Below are 18,570 nucleotides of genomic sequence, written 5' to 3' on the forward strand. Positions count from 1 at the left end.
GTACAGTGTGATCGCCAGGTATCATATTAGATCACATAATACGAGTCCCAAATGGACACTTAGGGAAGTTTTCGGTACTGACAATGTCATTCCTACGATCGACCTTCCAAGCCATCTGGATGCATTGTCAAGAAGAAACATAGTTCAGATCATGGCTGATGAATGGATTAGGAAGCACACCTTTTATTCTTACTATGCCCCTTTCTTACCGGACTCCCGAGCGATGCGCGTTAAGGCACTTATGAGAAGCATGGATGGATCGGGCATTCATGCTTTAGTAGGCATAACAGCAAGCACGATTGATCGGATGGATCGATTGTGGTTTTGCCCTTCCTGTTACGAACAAGATATTCAACGTTATGGTGAGCCCTACTGGCATCGAGTTCATCAATTACCAGGTGTATATCTCTGTCCTCATCACCGGAGAGTTCTACGTAAGCTAACGAGTCCATTGTCGGATAGACATGGTTTAAATGTTTTGCCGATATCTAGACATATGTTCCGTTCGATTGCTGTCATTGAAGATTTACCCGATAAACTAAATGATCGTCTGTCGGATATTGCTGAAGACATTCATTTACTCGTTCAGCTGGACAATCAGCCGATTTTATATGACTTAAGAACGGCTATCCTGCCACGATTAGCAGAGAAGGGATATGTTACTGTATCATCGCGTATCCGCCAACAGAAGCTTTGCGAGCAGCTTGTGCTATTCTATGGTCGAGAATTGTTAGATCTAATAGATAGTGACCCGACAGAAAGCAGATATTCGTGGTTAGAGCAATCAACGAGAACAGCGCGGCGAGCTATTCATCCTTTACGTCAGTTGCTTCTTATCCGATTTTTATATGGGTCATTTCGTGAATTTCTTGATCGCACGGACGGTACAAACGCTCCGTTCGGCAATGCACCTTGGCCCTGTCTAAATAAGGCAGCTGACCATTATAAGGAATTAGTTGTTACGCAGTGTGATATAACCCGTTGCTCAGATACAGGGCAACCTGTTGGCACATTTGTATGTTCATGCGGATTCTCCTATTCCCGTCGTGGTCCTGATAGATCTGAGGAAAACAAGTACTATCGGGGAAGAATCAAGTCCTTCGGTCCGATATGGACGGAAAAACTTAAGCAATGCATGCAAGAAGGGATGTCCTATCGCTCCGCTGCTGAGAGACTTGGGGTGGATACGAATACTGTCATCAAGTATGCCAACGGGAAATGGCCGGAACGAAATGTTCCAGTTAAACAAAAGTACACTAAGAAGGCTGCAATAGCTCCTTCTTTGATAAATACAAGGAAGTCCCCTCGCATACGCGTTGACTGGGAAAATCGTGATTTGAAGCTAAGCTGGATGGTTGAACAGGTATGTAAAGCCATGTTGGCCGAAAGTAACGCCAAGCCTGTTCGCATTACAATTACTTTGCTTGGCAAGAGAATCGGGAAGCTTAGCTGGCTAGAGAAGTATCAACATAAGCTTCCAGTAACGGTGAGTATTTTAACTACCTATGTAGAATCTGTGTCCCAGTTTCAGATACGCAGAGTACGCTGGGCTGCGGAACGTTTGTCCGGAGAGTGGCCTATTAAACGATGGAAGCTGGAGAAGCTTGCAGGACTAAGACCGGACTATTCTCAGGAAGTATTAGACGAAATTAATCGATGCATCGGTCAAAGCCGACTATTGCAACCATACACATCACCAGAGGAGACTTCTTCATGGCAACACTGACGTTGAGATCCTGGCCTTTTCCAGAGAATCACGAGGCAGAATTAGTCTGGTTTGGATCGCCGTTTATGGACTATAAGGGTAATTGGAGAATTCGTGTCGCATTTAGAACTATATCTGAAGGGATAAAGGTAGTATCTTACCCCTGGGGTACGATGCCATATTTGCGGATTGGCCAAGTTTATACCAATGGCATGTATGACCAGATAAGACCTATGAGCGGATCAGCTTTTCAATTTACTATAGATTCCTTCAACCAAGGCAATCTGACTAACGGTTTTAAGCTGCCTAAACGATTGAATGATTTTGGCAAAATTCCTGAGCTCGGGCTACAAAATATTATTCAGTATCAAACGAATGGTCTCACATACTGTATACCGGTAATTGAATTGATTAGAGCTCTGTTTATTAACTCGAGGTACTTAGCCTACTATTTGCTCCAACCTCATGGCTTGGACTTGTTAATCGATAATAGCTATTCATTGGGGGGGACATTGCATTTCGACTTGAGCAATCGAGTTCCAACCAAATTGGCTACAGACAGCAATGTACGCCACCTCTCATGGATCTACACAGACCCGATGATTCGGTCTTTGTGGGATTCTGTTTATCAGAGTATGTTCAGTCATGCAGTTAAAAGTTCACCCTATAATCCATCCGCCACCTTAAAGAAAGGTGTTCCTTTAAATATCGATCTTCCGCCCTTAGGCCCTATTGAAATACATAGTCGTGGGGTTCAATTTATTGATTACGTGTTAGTCAAAGAAATTATTGCCATAGGCGGATTTCAGCACCCATCTAATGAGATTCTCTTTTGGCATCCTTCTAAAAAGCGCCGTGAATGGAGCTCAGGTGACAAGACTGTACGTATGATTCCTGGTTCTAAAAACACTGACTATGTGCTGAACGATCAAAGTGACAACGCCAAAGAAGATTTGAATCAAGATATACTGGAAACTTCCCCTACAATAATGCGATTCGCCAATTATCCTGTAGTGGAGACTCGTCGATCAAGTGTAAGACAATCGAATACAGGAAATGAAGTCATCGTGTCGACTGGACGCGGGGGAAAACATACGGCTGCTTCTGAAGAAATCAGTACTCAGGATTCCATGGTTGGCGGGGATACCCCACCTATCGACTTCCAGACACTCGAGACGATTCCAGCGTCCGATGCAATCGGTCTTGAACCATTTTTTCTGATGATTGAATTGTTGAAGAAGACATTCCCAGTAAGTGTAAGGATATCAGTAGTAAGAGTGCAGCCTGGTAAGCGATTCTCTGTCTGTATGAACGGAGCTCGCAGAACATGTGCCATAGTTCAGGTGACTACTGGAATCACGACATCCTATATTGTCGAAGTGGCAAGACCGGATGATTGGTCGATCTCTACCCTTATTCTCCGTCCAAAAAATCCGTTGTTGTCATTTAGGATAATAGAGCGAAACATAAAGCAGCTTCTCGATGGATTGGTTCAAAAAGGTGGACACTGGGATCAGTCAGTCCTTAACCAATGTGAGACCTTGAATATTGAAAAATTAAAGCATTATCAAAGTGATACGATTCGCGAGTGGGCCTCTAGACTTGCAGGTAAGTTAATGACGTAAAGAACCGATATCAATCGGTTCTTTATTTTTAGTATTTGAATACTTGATTTTATTATGGTACTATTTAGGTGTAAGTTCCTAGGGCTAGAGGGTGATACTTTGATTGAAACGTTCTGGAATATTTGTCTTCTTCATGATATAGCTGCCCGAGATCAATTGCTTCGAGAAGCAGTTCGGGTCGTTCAAACAAGAAAGTCGCTCGAACTGCAAGGAGCTGCACACACATCTATCCTAGAACCGGAAATGCTGTTCCAGTGGATGAAGCAGTATGCTGGTGAGCGTGAGTTCGGACACTTCCCCGGTGATCGGGATTTGTTCTATAGGCTGTATCAAGTGGGCAAGGATATGAACTTGTTAGATTATGCCGTACAGACGATACAGCAAGATCGTATTACAGGCGGTATTGTTGTTCATACGAGTATTGTGGACAGATTTAAAGACATGTGTGAACGCAACCTCTACCGAACGCTGTTAATAGCAGAAGTGGAGAAATACTTACGTGGTTTGGCGGAAACTCGATTATTCAAGAAATCATTTACGATTACGCTGCTGACCGAAAGTTACATTATCGCCAAGCTGCTGAAGACTTATTTTGAAGCTTATCCGAACGTTAATATCATTCAAGGCACGATCTATCAGCCGTTACCTTTGCAAGAGAAGTTCGATGCTATCTTAACCATCCCAAACTTCGGATTAAAGATGGATGACGTTGAAGATGCAAGCATTAGAGATTCGGAAGGCGTAGCCGTCAACCATTTACTTCCCCTGTTGCGAGACACAGGGAGAATAAGTGTGACATTCCCCCCAAGGATGATGTTTCAATCGGGGAGCATTGCAAAGTGGCGTGAACTGACGAATGAGTCTTACCCTGTTCAATCGGTACACATGCTGCCCGATGGATTGTTTCGACCCTATACATCGGTCAAGACCTATCAGGTTGAATTTGGGAGATCGCCAGAGCAAGTTCTGATAGGTCGATTACAGCTGCAAAAGATGTCATTGGAGCCTGAGCGAGAAATTTCGATTCATGCCGAAGCATTTGCTCAACTTGAAAACTGGCGAATCGATATGCTGCTTGATGAAGATCAAGATACACTGCGTTCCTTCCATCAAGCGCCTGTTCCTAAGGTGAAGTTACGGGATGTTGCGGATATATTTCGGGGAAAGTCTGTTCTCAAGCAAGACCTTAGAGCTGGAAACATTAAGGTGCTTAATATCTCCAACATTGATGACGGCGAAGTAAAACTGGATCAGCTGGAAACGATTGACGAAGAAGAACGGAAGGTCAAACGTTATGAGATCCTTCCTGGTGATCTTGTCATGGCTTGCCGTGGCACGGTGAATAAACTTGCCATCTTTCCAGAAGCAGAAGGTACGGTGATTGCTTCCGCCAATATTATCGTAATTCGATTCAAAGCGTCTATGATAAGCGACTTTGCAAAAATATTTCTGGAAAGCCCTGTGGGAATAACAATGATTCAGAGCTTCCAGCGAGGAACGACTGTTATGAATTTGAATCCCTCAGATGTAGGGGAAATTGAACTGCCTCTCCTCCCTCACGATGAGCAGATCAATCGAGTGAATCGTTATAACGAGGAGAAGGAACGATTTAAACAAACGATTCGTGAGGCAACGGATCGATGGGTGCAAGTGAAGAACAAGCTTTATAGTGAACTCTACTGAGGAGGATCTTGGGAATGGCAACAGCGAACCTGGGTTTTGAAGAAAAATTATGGAGCATGGCCGACAAGCTGCGCGGCAGCATGGATGCTGCGGAGTATAAGCACGTCGTGTTAGGCCTACTATTTCTTAAATATGTTTCTGATGCATTTGAAGAGAAATATGAAGCACTGAAGAATGAGCCCTATGCGGACCCCGAAGATCGGGATGAATATGTTGCCGCGAATATCTTCTGGGTGCCTAAGGATGCTCGTTGGAGTCACATCAAGAACAATGCCAAGAAACCGGAAATCGGCCAAATCATTGACCAAGCGATGATAGACATCGAGAAGGAGAACACTTCTCTGAAAGGTGTTTTGCCGAAGGATTATGCAAGGCCTGCTCTAGATAAAACACGTCTTGGTGAAGTTATTGACTTATTCTCGTTCAAGGTTGGCGATGAAGATAGCCGCTCCAAGGACGTGCTTGGCCGGGTATATGAATACTTCCTTAGTAAGTTCGCTAGCGCCGAGGGTAAGAACGGTGGCGAATTCTATACGCCGAACAGTGTTGTCAGCTTGCTCGTTGAGATGATTGAGCCATTTAAGGGACGTGTCTATGACCCATGCTGCGGCTCTGGCGGCATGTTCGTTCAGAGTGAGAAGTTCGTCGAAGAACATCAAGGTAAGCTTGGCGATATCGCAGTATATGGTCAAGAATCGAATCCAACGACTTGGAAGCTATGCAAAATGAACTTGGCAATCCGTGGAATCGATAGCAACTTGGGCGATCATAATGCCGATACGTTCCATAACGATCTTCACAAGAACTTGAAGGCCGATTACATACTGGCCAATCCTCCGTTCAACATAAGTGATTGGGGCGGTGACCGGTTAACGGAAGACGCCCGTTGGTCGTATGGTATTCCACCAGTAGGCAATGCCAACTACGCTTGGATCCAGCACATGGTGAATAAGCTGGCTCCAAGTGGTGTAGCCGGTTTCGTCTTGGCGAATGGTTCCATGTCCACCAGTACGACGGCTGAATTGGACATTCGGAGCAAGCTGGTCAATGCGGATTTGGTGGATTGCATTGTTACTCTGCCTGGGCAGTTGTTCTACTCAACGCAAATTCCTGTCTGCCTCTGGTTTATGGCGAAGAATAAGTCACCAAGAGGACTACGAGACCGTCGTGGAGAATTGCTGTTCATTGATGCCCGCAAAATGGGTCAAATGGTCGATCGTACGCATCGTGAGATGACGACGGAAGATATCACGAAGATAGCGAATACGTACCACGCTTGGCGCGGTCAGGTCCAAGCCGGGGCATATGAGGATGTTAAAGGCTTCTGCAAAGCTGCGAAACTTACTGAAGTGCAGGAGCATGAATACATTTTGACGCCTGGACGATATGTAGGCATTGAAGATGTCGAAGAAGATAGCGAGCCGTTCGAGGATAAAATGGCCCGGCTGACATCGGAGCTGGCGGAGCAGTTCGCCAAATCTCATCATCTGGAAGACGAGATTCGTAAGCGGCTTGGAGGGATTGGGTTTGATTTCTGAGTTGGGGTTTGATATTCCTTTTGACTGGAAAGTATTTAATCTTGTTGATGTAGCTTCTGAGGAAAAGAGATCAATAATCTCTGGTCCTTTCGGATCGAGTATTAGCAGTAAATTTTTTATTGATGAAGGTATACCTGTCATTAGGGGAAGTAACCTCTCTGTCGATATTAAGAAATTCAACGAAGAAGGGTTTGTCTTTATATCTAGAGAAAAAGCAGAGGAGCTTAAAGCATGGGCACTTTCAGGAGATATAGTGTTTACTGCAGCAGGTACCCTCGGTCAAATAAATATTATCCCTGAAAGCTCTAAATTTTCAGAATACATTATTTCTAATAAGCAGCTAAGAGTTCGTTTAAACGAAAAACTTGTAGTCCCGATGTTTGCGTATTACTGGTTAAAAAATAAGCCAATGGTAAGCCATATAATTAACCAAAATACTGGATCTACGGTTCCTTTGATAAATCTGACAATATTAAAAAAATTGCCTATAGCATTACCTAGAATTAATGAGCAAAAACAAATAGTCAATATTTTAGAGAGTCTTGATGACAAAATTGAACTTAACGATGCTATCAATAAAAACCTTGAAGAAATGGCCCAGGCCATTTTCAAACGCTGGTTTGTCGATTTTGAGTTCCCGAATGAAAACGGTGAGCCGTTTAAGTCCAGCGGCGGCGAGTTTGAGGAAAGTGAATTAGGGTTGATTCCTAAGGGATGGAGAGTTGGAACACTATCTGATCTTGGCGAAGTTGTAGGCGGGGCAACTCCCTCCAAAAGTAAGGAAGAATACTATACTACCTGGGGGATTCCTTGGATAACCCCGAAGGATATGTCGATAAATAAAAACAAATATATTTCTAGAGGCCAAATTGATATTACCGAAGAGGGGTTCAAGAGTTCAAGTACACGAATAGTCCCTAAAGGCACTGTTCTTTTTAGCTCTAGGGCGCCTATCGGATATATTGCCGTATCAAAAAATGAAGTGACCACAAACCAAGGTTTTAAATCCCTTATTCCATTTGAGCATATCGGGTCTGAGTTTCTCTATTATGTCTTGAAGTTCAATACTGAGACTATAGAAAACAGAGCGTCCGGCTCGACATTTAAAGAAATCTCGGGTAGTGAAATGAAGCGAGTTCCCGTGATAATTCCACCCTTTTATGTAATTGAACAATTCAACATTATTGTTGAGCCAATTGGAAAAATGGTTGAGAAATGTGAGTCGGAAAGTGACTCATTGATACAGCTTCGAGACTCTCTTCTCCCCAAACTCATGTCAGGAGAAATTCGGGCACCATTGAAGCAAGAATATTCGTATTCTCAGATGTTTGAGCTGCCAATGGCAGCAGAAAAAAAAGCGCAATACTCCACAACTTAACCAAAGGAGGTGCAAATATGGCCCTGTACACCACATCCTACACAGAGAGTGACCTCGAACAAGCCGCTCTGGAATGGTTCGAAGAACTGAACTACAACAAAGCCTATGGTCCCGAGATTTCACCTGAAGGAGAATATCGGGAAAGACAGTTCTATCAGGACGTTATTCTGAAAGATCGTCTCCGCGAAGCGCTCGTTCGAATTAACAAGCAACTGCCACGGGAAGCGATTGAGGAAGCGATTCGTATCATCGAAGTGCCTCGAAGCCCGAGTCTGCTGATTAACAATAAAGCTTTTCAGAAAATGATAACCGACGGAATCGATGTCCAGTATCGGGCAGCGAATGGCGACTATCCGACAGAGAAAGTCTGGTTGTTTGACACACATCCAGATCGGGTGGACAACAACGACTTTCTCGTAGTGAATCAGTTTACGGTCATTGAGAACCAAGTGGATAAGCGCCCGGATGTTGTGGTATTCGTCAACGGCCTTCCGATTGCGGTACTTGAGCTGAAGAGCGCCTCCAATGAAGAAGTGGGAATTAGTGATGCGTACAATCAGGTACAGACCTATAAAAAGGCGATCCCGTCCCTCTTCACGTACAATTCCTTCATGGTCATCAGTGATGGAGTCAATGCCAGAGTAGGTACTCTGACGGCTGACGAGGAACGGTTCATGATGTGGCGTACCATTGATGGCGAGGATGTGGCCTCCTCTTCCCTGCCGCAGCTCGAAGTATTGATTAAGGGCATGTTCGAGAAAGGTCGTCTGCTGGACATTATCAAGCATTTTGTTCTATTTCAGACGGATGGTGAACGTCTATTCAAAATATTGGCTGGTTACCATCAATATCATGCTACGAATAAGGCGATTGCTGCTACGGAAAGAGCAACACTTGAGGAAGGCGACCGCAAGATCGGAGTTGTCTGGCATACTCAGGGCTCGGGCAAGAGCCTTTCCATGGTTTTTTACGCCGGCAAACTGGTTCTGACACTCGATAACCCGACGATTGTTGTCGTAACAGACCGTAACGATCTCGACGATCAGTTGTATGCTACTTTCAGCAAGTCGAAAGATTTGCTCCGTCAAACCCCGCAACACGCCGAAGACCGCACTCACTTAAAACAGCTGCTTTCGGTGGAGGCAGGTGGAATTATTTTTACAACGGTTCATAAGTTCACGCCTGAAGAAGGCGAATCTAAGTACCCTGTGCTGACGGACCGCCGTAATGTCATCGTAATGGCAGACGAAGCGCATCGCAGTCAATACGGTTTTCAAGCTGAGATGGTCGCATCGGATGAGGGAGCAGACATTAAGTATGGCTATGCGAAATATATGCGTGATGCATTGCCGAACGCTTCTTACATTGGGTATACCGGAACGCCGGTTGAGTTGACGGATAAGAACACCCCGGCTGTTTTCGGTGATTATATCGACATCTACGACATGACCCGGGCTGTGGAAGATGGTACGACCGTCAAGATTTACTATGAGAGCCGTATCGCACGGTTGGAGCTATCGGATAATGAGCGTCCAGTTATCGATGAAGAGTACGAAGAGATCACTGAGTATCAAGAGTATTCTCAGCAAGAGAAGCTCAAGTCCAGATGGGCGCGTCTAGAGGCGCTTGCTGGTGCGGAGAAACGGATTAAAAAGGTCGCCAAGGATATGGTTGACCATTATGAGCAGCACAAAGGAGCTATGTTCGGTAAAGCGATGATTGTCGTTATGTCGAGACGTATTGCCATCGATCTCTACAGAGAGATTATTGCTCTTCGTCCGGACTGGCACAGCGACGATGACAATGAAGGCAAAATCAAAATCGTCATGACGGGAAGCTCAAGCGACCCTGCTGAATGGCAGCCTTATATCGGGACAAAGCGGCGTCGGGAACATCTGGCCAAGCGAATGAAGGACTTGAACGATCCTCTGGAGATCGTCATTGTGCGCGATATGTGGTTGACCGGGTTTGACGTACCGAGCATGAACACAATGTACATTGATAAGCCAATGAAGGGTCATAACCTGATGCAGGCTATTGCTCGTGTCAACCGCGTATTCCGTGACAAACCGGGTGGGCTAATCGTGGATTACATTGGTATAGCAGATATGTTGAAGTCGGCACTCCAGCAATACACGGAAAATGATCGCAAGACTGCGGGGATCGACACCGATCAAGCTGTCGATTTCATGCTGGAGCGGATTCAACTCATTCGTGAGCAGTTGCACGGACACGGCTTTTCAAAATTTGCATCTGAAAAAGCCTCTGAGCGGATGAAGGCAATCGTCGAGACAGTAGACTATGTGCTTGGACTTGGTGACCAAGGCAAACGTAATTTCGTCAATTGGACGACGGAGTTGGCGAAGGCTTATGCATTGTGCGCTACGACGGAAGCTGCAGAATCGGTCAACCTGGAAATCAGCTTCTACAAGGCCGTAAAATCAGGCATTGTAAAAATCATCACCACAGAGAACAAAAAGAAAACTACAAATGAGCTGGATGCGGAACTGAACCAGTTGATTTCTAAATCGGTCATGTCCGATGAAGTCGTCGATATTCTCGAAGCTGTCGGTTTGCAGAAGCCGAACATCGCGATTTTGTCGAATGAATTCTTAGAGCATGTTCGGGGATTGAAGCAGAAGAATCTCGCTGTCGAATTGCTGAGAAGGCTCCTTCAGGGCAAAGTAAAGGCTGTATCTCGAACCAGCATTGTACAGTCAAAGAAATTCTCAGAAATGCTTGAAGAAGCTATTCGGAAATACAATAATCGTACTATTGAGACAACGCAGGTAATTGAAGAGCTAATCCAGATGGCCAAGGAGATGAATGCTGCCGTCAAGCGCGGCGAAGACCTCGGGCTTATCAAAGAGGAAGTTGCCTTCTATGACGCATTGGCTTCTAATGAGGCTGCAAAAGAGTTAATGGGAGATCTAGTTCTTAAGCAGATCGCTCACGAGTTGACCCAAGCTATCAAGAACAATATCAAGGTGGACTGGACTCTTCGAGAGAATGTACGGGCTCAGATGCGGATTACGGTTAAGAGACTGTTGAAGAAATATGGCTATCCACCGGATCTTGAGAAAATGGCAATTGATTTGGTGCTTCAACAGGCGGAGTTAATGGCGCAGGCAGAGACAGAAGAATTTAAATACTAACAGACAAGAGCGCAGACTACATGAATGATTCATATGGGATGCGTTCTTTCTATTCTCTTGATCAAATGTGGGGGTTGAAATGAAATATACGTTATGCTTGTCTGGCGGAGGATTTAGAGCAACATTGTTCCATTTAGGAGTCATTAGGCGGTTAATATTCCTAAATGTATTTAATGAAATTGAAAGAATAAACTCTGTTTCCGGCGGATCCATTGCAGCAGCTATGGTTATGCAGGAATTAACAAAGTCATCATTTTCCTCTATCGAAGATTTTGATCATCGGGTTATTAAACCAGTTGTGAACTTTATTCAAAAATCACCTAGAGGGAACATATATACAATCATTCCACTTAGAAAAGATCCACTTAAATTTGCAAAGGTATTGGATGAGGAGTTATTTCAAGGTCTATCATTCAATAAGCTTGCCAAATCGCCGCAATGGGTTTGTTACGCCACTTCTTTAAATTCAGCATATTCTTGGAAGTTCTCGCAGGATGAAATCGGTGATTCATCAATAGGACATACTCAACCTACTCAGGATGATCGAATCTCAATAGGGGTAGCTGCGTCGGCATGTTTTCCACCTCTCTTTAAGCCACTGAGATTTGAAACTTATAACCGAAGTTTTCAGTTCAAATATGTTGAGGGTATGCTTGTTGATCGTAACAATCCTACCCCTCCCCAAACTATCTTACTTACTGACGGGGGAGTTTACGATAATTTGGGCTCAGAATCAGTTTTAACAAAAGGGAATTCATTTATTATATCCGATGCGTCAGGTATAACCGGTAATTGGCGACATGACCTTCCTGGGTTATTGGGTGAGCTAAAACGCCCAGTTGATATTGCGATGGACCAAATTGGAAAATTACGTAGAAGGCTCCTATTTAACATGTTGATAAAATCCGATGATAGCATTTTGATTGAAGCAGCTAAGCCACTGAGTGCATACTCGACTAAAGAATTACCCGGAAAAGAGTCCCCTACTAGACCAGATAATATGCCCGTATATGTATCATTACCCAGAGATTTGGAAAAGTCGATTGGCGAAATTCGAACCGATTTAAATGCCTTTCATGATATTGAAATTCACCTACTTTTATGGAACGGTATGGTGAAAATAGATGCTGCACTGAAACGATGGGTTCCATATTTAATAGATAAGAAGTTTTGGAACGTAGTTCCAGATATAAATATTGACTTTGATAAGGCACTTGAGATCATGAAATCTGGAAAAAGCGTAAGGGTATGGGGAGAACTGCATAAGGAACTGCATATTAATCCTCAGAGGAAGTTCATTGATCATATTACAACGGTACTTTAACTTTATAATATGTATGAGGTGCATGAGATGAGTATTATCAAATCGTTTTCTGTAGGCAACGGTGACATGTTCTATATTAATCATGGGTCAGACAACTTTACTGTTATTGACTGTTATTTGTCCGAAGAAAACAAGATGTCAATAACTGATGAAATACTTATTGAGTCAAGAGATAAAGGTATTACCAGATTTATTTCAACGCATCCTGATGAGGATCATATTCGTGGTTTAGAATATTATGATGAAAAACTTTCAATTGCAAACTTTTATTGCGTCGAAAATGAAACAACAAAAGAAACAGGTACAACTGATTTTAATAAATATTGTGAGCTTCGAGATTCATCTAAAGCCTACTATTTGTATAAAGGATGCAGTCGTAAATGGATGAACGAATCGGATGCTGAGCGTGGAAGCTCCGGCATTAATATTTTGTGGCCAGATACCGACAATGATCATTATAAAGAAATGCTTACTAAAGCAAAAAACGGTGGTAGTCCTAATAATATATCTATAATTATGAAGTATTCATTACAAGACGGTGTTAATGTTCTTTGGATGGGCGATTTGGAAACGGATTTTATGGAAAAGATCAAAGATGAAATTAAATGGCCCGAAGTAGATATTCTCTTTGCGCCTCACCATGGAAGAGGGAGTGGAAAGATTCCTAGTGAAATACTAGAAATGTTAAATCCCAAAATTATTATTATTGGAGAAGCACCTTCGGGTCATTTAAATTATTACAATGGATATAACAAAATAACTCAAAATTCTGCATGGGATATAACATTCGAATGTGTTACAAATAAAGTGCATATTTACGTCTCGAATCCAAACTATAGTGTGGATTTCCTTGCTGACGAAGGAATAAGTAATTATAACCATTATATTGGTACATTGAATCTATAAATGAGTCACTGAGTAGTCTAATACTTTATTTTCTTGCCTGCGACTATTATGAAATTCAGTTACTTAGTCAGTCTAATACTTATTTCTCAAAAGCTGACGATTTTTCAACTCAAAAACCGCGCTAAATCAACAACTCCAGTCTAATACTTTATTTTCTCCTAACAATAGTGTCCGGTGATAAAGATGTCTGGAACCAGTGAAAGATCTATGGAACTAGTAAAAGAAGGGAGCCCGAGAGGAATAATTCGGTGCTCCCTTTTAAATTGTGTTTAAGTTGATTTACAGAGAACTTCAAGACCGGTGGTGAAATTGATGAGTGACATTGGCATAGAATCAAATGTATCCGCAAAGAGAATAGTTTAAACCAAATTCAGTTTGCAAAAAGTATAGGCATATCACAAGGAAACCTGAGTGAAATTGAAATGGGAAATAGTAATCCCTCTGCGGAATGAAATAATTGAGATAATGCGACTTAAAGAAAGATTAAGATCAATAAAACGAAGCTAATATTAATTAGTGGGTCCCAAGCGAGTGGTTTTTTACATGCTACATACCAAATGAGCAAACCGTTTCGCGGAAATTTTCCGTGGAACGGTATTTTTGTATTTGTAGAAAAACAAATGAGCTAAATAAACAAATAAAAATGAGCTCTTTGGCAAAGAAACTCTTTCGTCAAAATAATATTCATAGCTCATGCTGTCCCTGCAAAATAAAGTGATAGACTCGGAAATAGTTGTAGACTATGAAAATAAAGGTATAGACTCAGAAAATAAAGGACTAGACCGACTGCGGCGTTACGCTAACCGGCAGTATAATTACTCAAACTCCCGTTGTTCATAAGCGGACAAAACATCAGCAGGGACCTTAAGAAAACTAGCAGAATAGTTCAATTAATTCTACAGAATGCCAGGGGGATTGAGTATTTTAAAATCACAAATCAGACGTTACCTGGAAAGAATTATAAACAAAAAAACGCCTATAGAGAAGAGACGGGAGAGCAGAGATGCACAGAGTGCGTGGCGATGACAATCTGAAGCAAAACAAACGAAGGAACGCTTGTTTAAGTGTGTTTGTGACGAAGCCCAAAAAGTGCGGAGCGTGTCTGCCCTTGTTGTATTGTTGGATTCTTGACACGGGGAATATTTGATTCCCTCAAGTCTTCGGCTAAAATCAAAAAACGCGCCTGAACCATGGTGGCTTTGCGCGTTTTGTCGGACGAAATACGGTGTCAGGACGGGATGTTCATAGCGGTCTGAATATTTTTCAGATCGAGCTGAATTTGCTCCGGAATATGGTAGGGATGGTATAGGCCCCGCTGCATCATGTAGTTTGTTATCTTTTCATGGGAGTCTATAGCTTCGTCGAGCTGTTTCATCAAAATTTGCTTGATTTCGGGGGTGGCACATTCGGTTACGGCCATGGCGTAGTTTCTGACTCCGCTCTTGGCGTTCATCAAAAAATCCATTGCGATCACGTCGTCGGTCAGCGTATGAAGCCCTGTCAAGTGTTCTAATAGGGGGTTCATGTTTCTATCTCCTTTTAGGTTAGGGTCACTTTAGACAGCACTCCACCGAGCTCCTGAAGCTGCTGCTGTGATAATTGCACGTCTTGCTGCAAAATTTGTCTGAGCTCCGGGTCGGTTACCAGAGCCTGCATGGTTTTGCATTTGGTCATGCAAACGGTCTTGAACGCAGCCATTTCATGAACCTCCAGCATCTCATGCAAAGCGTAATTGGAATTCATTCGGATTGTCCTCCCCTGTATTTACCCATATTCAGGGCTTTAAGATGACTTTGATGCAATTGTCCGTTTTCGTATCGAACATTTCATAGCCGTGCTTGGCCTCGCTAAGCGGAATGACGTGCGTAACAATATCTCCAGGGTCTACTTTGCCCGACGTTACCAGCTCGTACATATACGGCATGTAATGAATGACCGGGGCTTGTCCGGAACGGATATTCACGTTGCGCTGCATGATGTCGCCGAGGGGGAATCCGTTATAGCGTCCGCCGTATACCCCAGTGACTTGGATGGTCCCGCCTTTGCGGACAGCCTGAGACGCAATGATAAATGCGCTCATGGTGCCGCCTTGCAGTTTCAAACCGCTGGCTAGAAATTCGAGATCGCTCATCTTGCCGTCCATTCCTACCGCATCAATCACGACATCGGCGCCGCCTTTGGTCATTTCCTTGAGATTGTTGCCGATATTCTTATCCTGTTCGAAGTTTACGATTTCCACATTGTTTGTTCGCTTCGCATGCTGTAAGCGGTAATCGACATAGTCAACGGCGATGACTCGCTTTGCTCCCTTCAGCCAGCAGAATTTCTGGGCCAGAAGTCCGACCGGACCGCAGCCGAGCACGATGACCGTATCTCCATTCTTGACACCGGCGTTATCTACGCTCCAGAATGCCGTCGTCATGGCATCGGCGATCAAGCTTAGCTTTTCGTCCGGTTGCTCGCAGTTTTCAGGAATCTTGAAGTGGGTGAAATTAGCAAACGGAACTCGTAAATACTCGGCTTGCCCTCCAGGGTAACCACCGGTCGTTCCGGAGTAGCCGAAATATGCACCCATATCCCCGTGTTCGTTTGAATTGTCGCATTGGCTTTCCAGCTGATTCTTACAATAAAAGCATTCGCCGCATGCGATGTTAAAAGGGATGATCACCCGGTCGCCTTTCTTTACCTTGGTCACTCCAGGGCCTACTTCTTCTACGATCCCCATCGGTTCATGCCCGATGACATAGTTCTCCTGAAGGTTAGGGATCATCCCGTGAATCAGGTGAAGGTCCGAACCGCAAATGGCGGAACTGGTGACTCTTACGATCATATCGTCCGGTTTCACAATCTTCGGATCCGGCACCTCTTTGACCACGACATTTTTAATCCCTTGATACGTTACCGCCTTCATGCTTTATGTCCTCCAATATGTTCATCTGGGGTCCGATCAAACATCCCTTTACGCGACGTATCATCCGGGAACAAATTCATCTGCCCGATCATCACCGTATTTTTCGCTGAAAGCTGGTCGAGTTGGTACTGTTCGTTCAGCTCGTAAGGATGGAACCATTTTTTGCGAATCATAAGCTCCGTGATTTCTTGGTGCAGTGCAATCCCCTGCATAAGATGATTTCGCAGCAGTGCTCTTACATCGGGAGAAGCCGTTTCCGTCAGGGCGATGGACAAATTTCGCACACCCTCCTTGGCACGAATAAGGAAGTCCATTGCAAATGTCATATCTGCCATCTCCGGCATATTTAACGAATTAATCGGGTCTAAATAATCGGTGTTCATTGGCGCTCCCCTTTAATGAGTGATAGGTGTCGGGCTATTCGGAACAGGCGCTTGGAATGGAGCTCTTGCGTAGATGGCCTGGAGCTCGGCGATCTGTTGCGTAGATAGAATGACGTCCTTCTGCATTAACGCTTTCAGCTCCTGGTCAAAGACCAAGCCTTGCATAAGTTTTGACTTAGCGAGGCAGAGCGTTTTGAAGTTTAACGCTTCATGCAGTTCCATCGATTCGTGCGGCGCTAGCGTTGGCGTATTCATTGAGTAATTATCTCCTTTCTTTCATCAAAGTTAGACTTTCCTACGCATTGGATCCTATACTAAAATGGATTGCCGAAAATCTGGGGTCCGAATATTCCCATGCAGTTCGTAAGAATATAAACAAAATCTCAACCGCATACTTATTTCTGTTTAAGTTATTGATCTTTGCTCTAAGGAGGGAGGACTCACCTTGCCCAATGAAAACAAAATTGATCTAGCCACCGAAAATGCAAGAAAACCGGCAGAAGGTACACTTCACTCGAGCGGCAATACGCTGGAGCAGCATGCATCTAACGCGGTTTCTGAGGCGCAAACGGCTTTAAATCAGGCGATAAGCTCGATAAGTGAATCTAATGCGGCAACAAATTCACAAGCTTTGGAGACGGCCCGGCAGCAATTGACCCAAGCGGAGGAATTTTTAGATCAAGCGCAAACTTCAGCAAACGCATTACGTCTGCCGGACCAACAATAAAACGGTAGCTTTGGTAGTGGCAGAGATTCTCCTTCTTTGTCGGATACAAGTGGAATCAAGCTCACTAATGTCGAGGTATGGTCGTCTGTCTATGTAGACGCTGCGTATGATGTTTTCCGAATTTACGCCGATACTCTCCGGCAAATGAACTGCGTTGACGCTTGGAGGAACGTATTTGCCATAGACGCGGAGAGTCACCTTAATTAACCTCTTAATGTTGAAGAGCATATTTTTAAGTGGATAAAAGCAGACTACGGAAATTGCCCCCTTTCAATGAGACATTTTTGTACGTCGGCGAACGCGCTTGATTTGGCGGACCAGCACAGCGAATCATGACAAGCGGAAGGGAGGCCCTTTAAGGCGCCCTCCCTCTTTCTTCTGCTTCCTATTATTACGGATTGGTCGTTAAAATGCCGACGTTTCTTCAGCACTACGCGCGGCGGCAGCAGGAGCGCGGCCAGCGTGGCATAGCCCTACATTTAGGAACGTGTCGTACTGGATGCGTTCTTTTGTTTTGCCGTTTCCACTCGTGTCATGGTTCCGAAGTAGATCACGCAGAACGCTCGAGTCATCAGGAATGTGAGGAAAATCGTAACCCACGACCAAAACCAGTTCCAACGAATATACCGAATCAGATCGGTATATTGTACGAGCAGCACCTCAACTATCGTCAGTACAGTAGTGAATAACACGTAATAGCCGAATTGAATCCAGCCACTCCGATGGTTCGGATAATACGCGTTAAACACCGCGCATGTCATCGGATAGGCCATATATTCGTAGGTGAAGCTCGTCCGGCTAACGTCGGCAAGCTCCCTTACGGGATAGGCCAGAAGTTTGTGCTCGACCACGGCATGACCGAAAATACACGTAATATACTGTTTGAACAAAAAAGCGACCATCGCCAATCGATGTTTCTGCCGCGGGATGATAAGAATCAATAACAATGAAAGATCCACACTGAAACGATAATGCCGTATTGCAGCAGCAAACTCATCGCTCGCTTCCTTCCTGAAAACTTTGCGATCCCTAAAGAACCAACCCGCTAGGCCGTGGACGGATAGGAATATAATCGATAACACGATCGCCATCAAACTCCAGTGAAAATGTACATAATCCACCAAGTCGGTATACACGAACTTTCGGGGTTCCCGTAAAAATATTATATTATCCAGGCACTTGAACCACATTCAGTCATATAAATAGGTAATAGCAGTTCGAACTTGTTGAGGAGG

16 protein-coding genes are annotated in these 18,570 nt (G+C 44.0%); 10 read left to right on the forward strand and 6 right to left on the reverse strand.

The genetic code is table 11. From position 1 onward, the window contains the following. Nucleotides 1–7: 7 nt before the first annotated feature. The 9 genes from DVH26_RS02570 to DVH26_RS02610 all read left to right on the forward strand — a co-directional run bounded on the left by DVH26_RS02570 (nt 8) and on the right by DVH26_RS02610 (nt 13,766). Nucleotides 8–1,726, forward strand: a complete 1,719-nt coding sequence (locus DVH26_RS02570) for a TnsD family Tn7-like transposition protein (protein WP_239635259.1) — start codon at nt 8–10, stop codon at nt 1,724–1,726. After that, nucleotides 1,714–3,330, forward strand: coding sequence for a Tn7-like element transposition protein TnsE (locus tag DVH26_RS02575; protein WP_239630998.1), 1,617 nt, complete (start codon nt 1,714–1,716; stop codon nt 3,328–3,330). The genes DVH26_RS02570 and DVH26_RS02575 overlap by 13 nt, the downstream gene beginning before the upstream one ends. A gap of 99 nt (nt 3,331–3,429) precedes the next feature. After that, complete coding sequence (locus DVH26_RS02580; protein ID WP_239630999.1) at nt 3,430–5,013, forward strand: restriction endonuclease subunit S; 1,584 nt, start codon at nt 3,430–3,432, stop codon at nt 5,011–5,013. Between the two features lie 14 nt (nt 5,014–5,027). Continuing rightward, complete coding sequence (locus tag DVH26_RS02585; RefSeq protein WP_239631000.1) at nt 5,028–6,551, forward strand: class I SAM-dependent DNA methyltransferase; 1,524 nt, start codon at nt 5,028–5,030, stop codon at nt 6,549–6,551. Continuing rightward, complete coding sequence (locus tag DVH26_RS02590) at nt 6,541–7,929, forward strand: restriction endonuclease subunit S (protein WP_239631001.1); 1,389 nt, start codon at nt 6,541–6,543, stop codon at nt 7,927–7,929. The genes DVH26_RS02585 and DVH26_RS02590 overlap by 11 nt, the downstream gene beginning before the upstream one ends. A 17-nt stretch (nt 7,930–7,946) precedes the next feature. Further along, the gene (locus tag DVH26_RS02595) at nt 7,947–11,084 is read left to right on the forward strand and encodes a type I restriction endonuclease subunit R (protein ID WP_239631002.1); all 3,138 of its coding nucleotides are present in this window, start codon (nt 7,947–7,949) and stop codon (nt 11,082–11,084) included. A 79-nt stretch (nt 11,085–11,163) separates the two neighbouring features. Next, nucleotides 11,164–12,408, forward strand: a complete 1,245-nt coding sequence (locus DVH26_RS02600; RefSeq protein WP_239631003.1) for a patatin-like phospholipase family protein — start codon at nt 11,164–11,166, stop codon at nt 12,406–12,408. Between the two features lie 27 nt (nt 12,409–12,435). After that, nucleotides 12,436–13,314 (forward strand): ComEC/Rec2 family competence protein, encoded by an 879-nt coding sequence (locus DVH26_RS02605; protein WP_239631004.1) that lies wholly within the window; start codon nt 12,436–12,438, stop codon nt 13,312–13,314. A 386-nt stretch (nt 13,315–13,700) separates the two neighbouring features. Then, complete coding sequence (locus DVH26_RS02610) at nt 13,701–13,766, forward strand: helix-turn-helix domain-containing protein (RefSeq protein WP_239635260.1); 66 nt, start codon at nt 13,701–13,703, stop codon at nt 13,764–13,766. Between the two features lie 776 nt (nt 13,767–14,542). Here DVH26_RS02610 and DVH26_RS02615 read toward each other — a convergent pair. The 5 genes from DVH26_RS02615 to DVH26_RS02635 are packed head-to-tail and all read right to left on the reverse strand — an operon-like array spanning nt 14,543 to nt 16,863. Beyond that, complete coding sequence (locus tag DVH26_RS02615) at nt 14,543–14,839, reverse strand: spore coat protein (protein ID WP_239631005.1); 297 nt, start codon at nt 14,837–14,839, stop codon at nt 14,543–14,545. Between the two features lie 14 nt (nt 14,840–14,853). Beyond that, the gene (locus tag DVH26_RS02620; protein WP_239631006.1) at nt 14,854–15,057 is read right to left on the reverse strand and encodes a hypothetical protein; all 204 of its coding nucleotides are present in this window, start codon (nt 15,055–15,057) and stop codon (nt 14,854–14,856) included. Between the two features lie 31 nt (nt 15,058–15,088). Beyond that, complete coding sequence (locus tag DVH26_RS02625; RefSeq protein WP_239631007.1) at nt 15,089–16,225, reverse strand: zinc-dependent alcohol dehydrogenase; 1,137 nt, start codon at nt 16,223–16,225, stop codon at nt 15,089–15,091. Then, nucleotides 16,222–16,608, reverse strand: coding sequence for a spore coat protein (locus tag DVH26_RS02630; protein ID WP_120749736.1), 387 nt, complete (start codon nt 16,606–16,608; stop codon nt 16,222–16,224). The genes DVH26_RS02625 and DVH26_RS02630 overlap by 4 nt, the downstream gene beginning before the upstream one ends. A 12-nt stretch (nt 16,609–16,620) precedes the next feature. Then, on the reverse strand, nt 16,621–16,863 hold the full coding sequence (locus tag DVH26_RS02635; protein ID WP_127462735.1) for a spore gernimation protein GerQ: 243 nt from the start codon (nt 16,861–16,863) through the stop codon (nt 16,621–16,623). Between the two features lie 190 nt (nt 16,864–17,053). Here DVH26_RS02635 and DVH26_RS02640 point away from each other — a divergent pair, with 190 nt between their 5' ends. After that, nucleotides 17,054–17,335 carry a hypothetical protein gene (locus tag DVH26_RS02640; RefSeq protein ID WP_063184920.1) on the forward strand — a complete coding sequence of 94 codons (282 nt, stop codon included), beginning with the start codon at nt 17,054–17,056 and terminating at the stop codon, nt 17,333–17,335. A gap of 479 nt (nt 17,336–17,814) precedes the next feature. Here the strand turns inward: DVH26_RS02640 and DVH26_RS02645 are convergent, their stop codons facing one another. Continuing rightward, complete coding sequence (locus DVH26_RS02645) at nt 17,815–18,282, reverse strand: CBO0543 family protein (protein ID WP_239631008.1); 468 nt, start codon at nt 18,280–18,282, stop codon at nt 17,815–17,817. Between the last annotated feature and the right edge of the window lie 288 nt (nt 18,283–18,570).

It is taken from the genome of Paenibacillus sp. H1-7, from assembly GCF_022354825.1.
Lineage (GTDB): Bacteria > Bacillota > Bacilli > Paenibacillales > NBRC-103111 > Paenibacillus_S.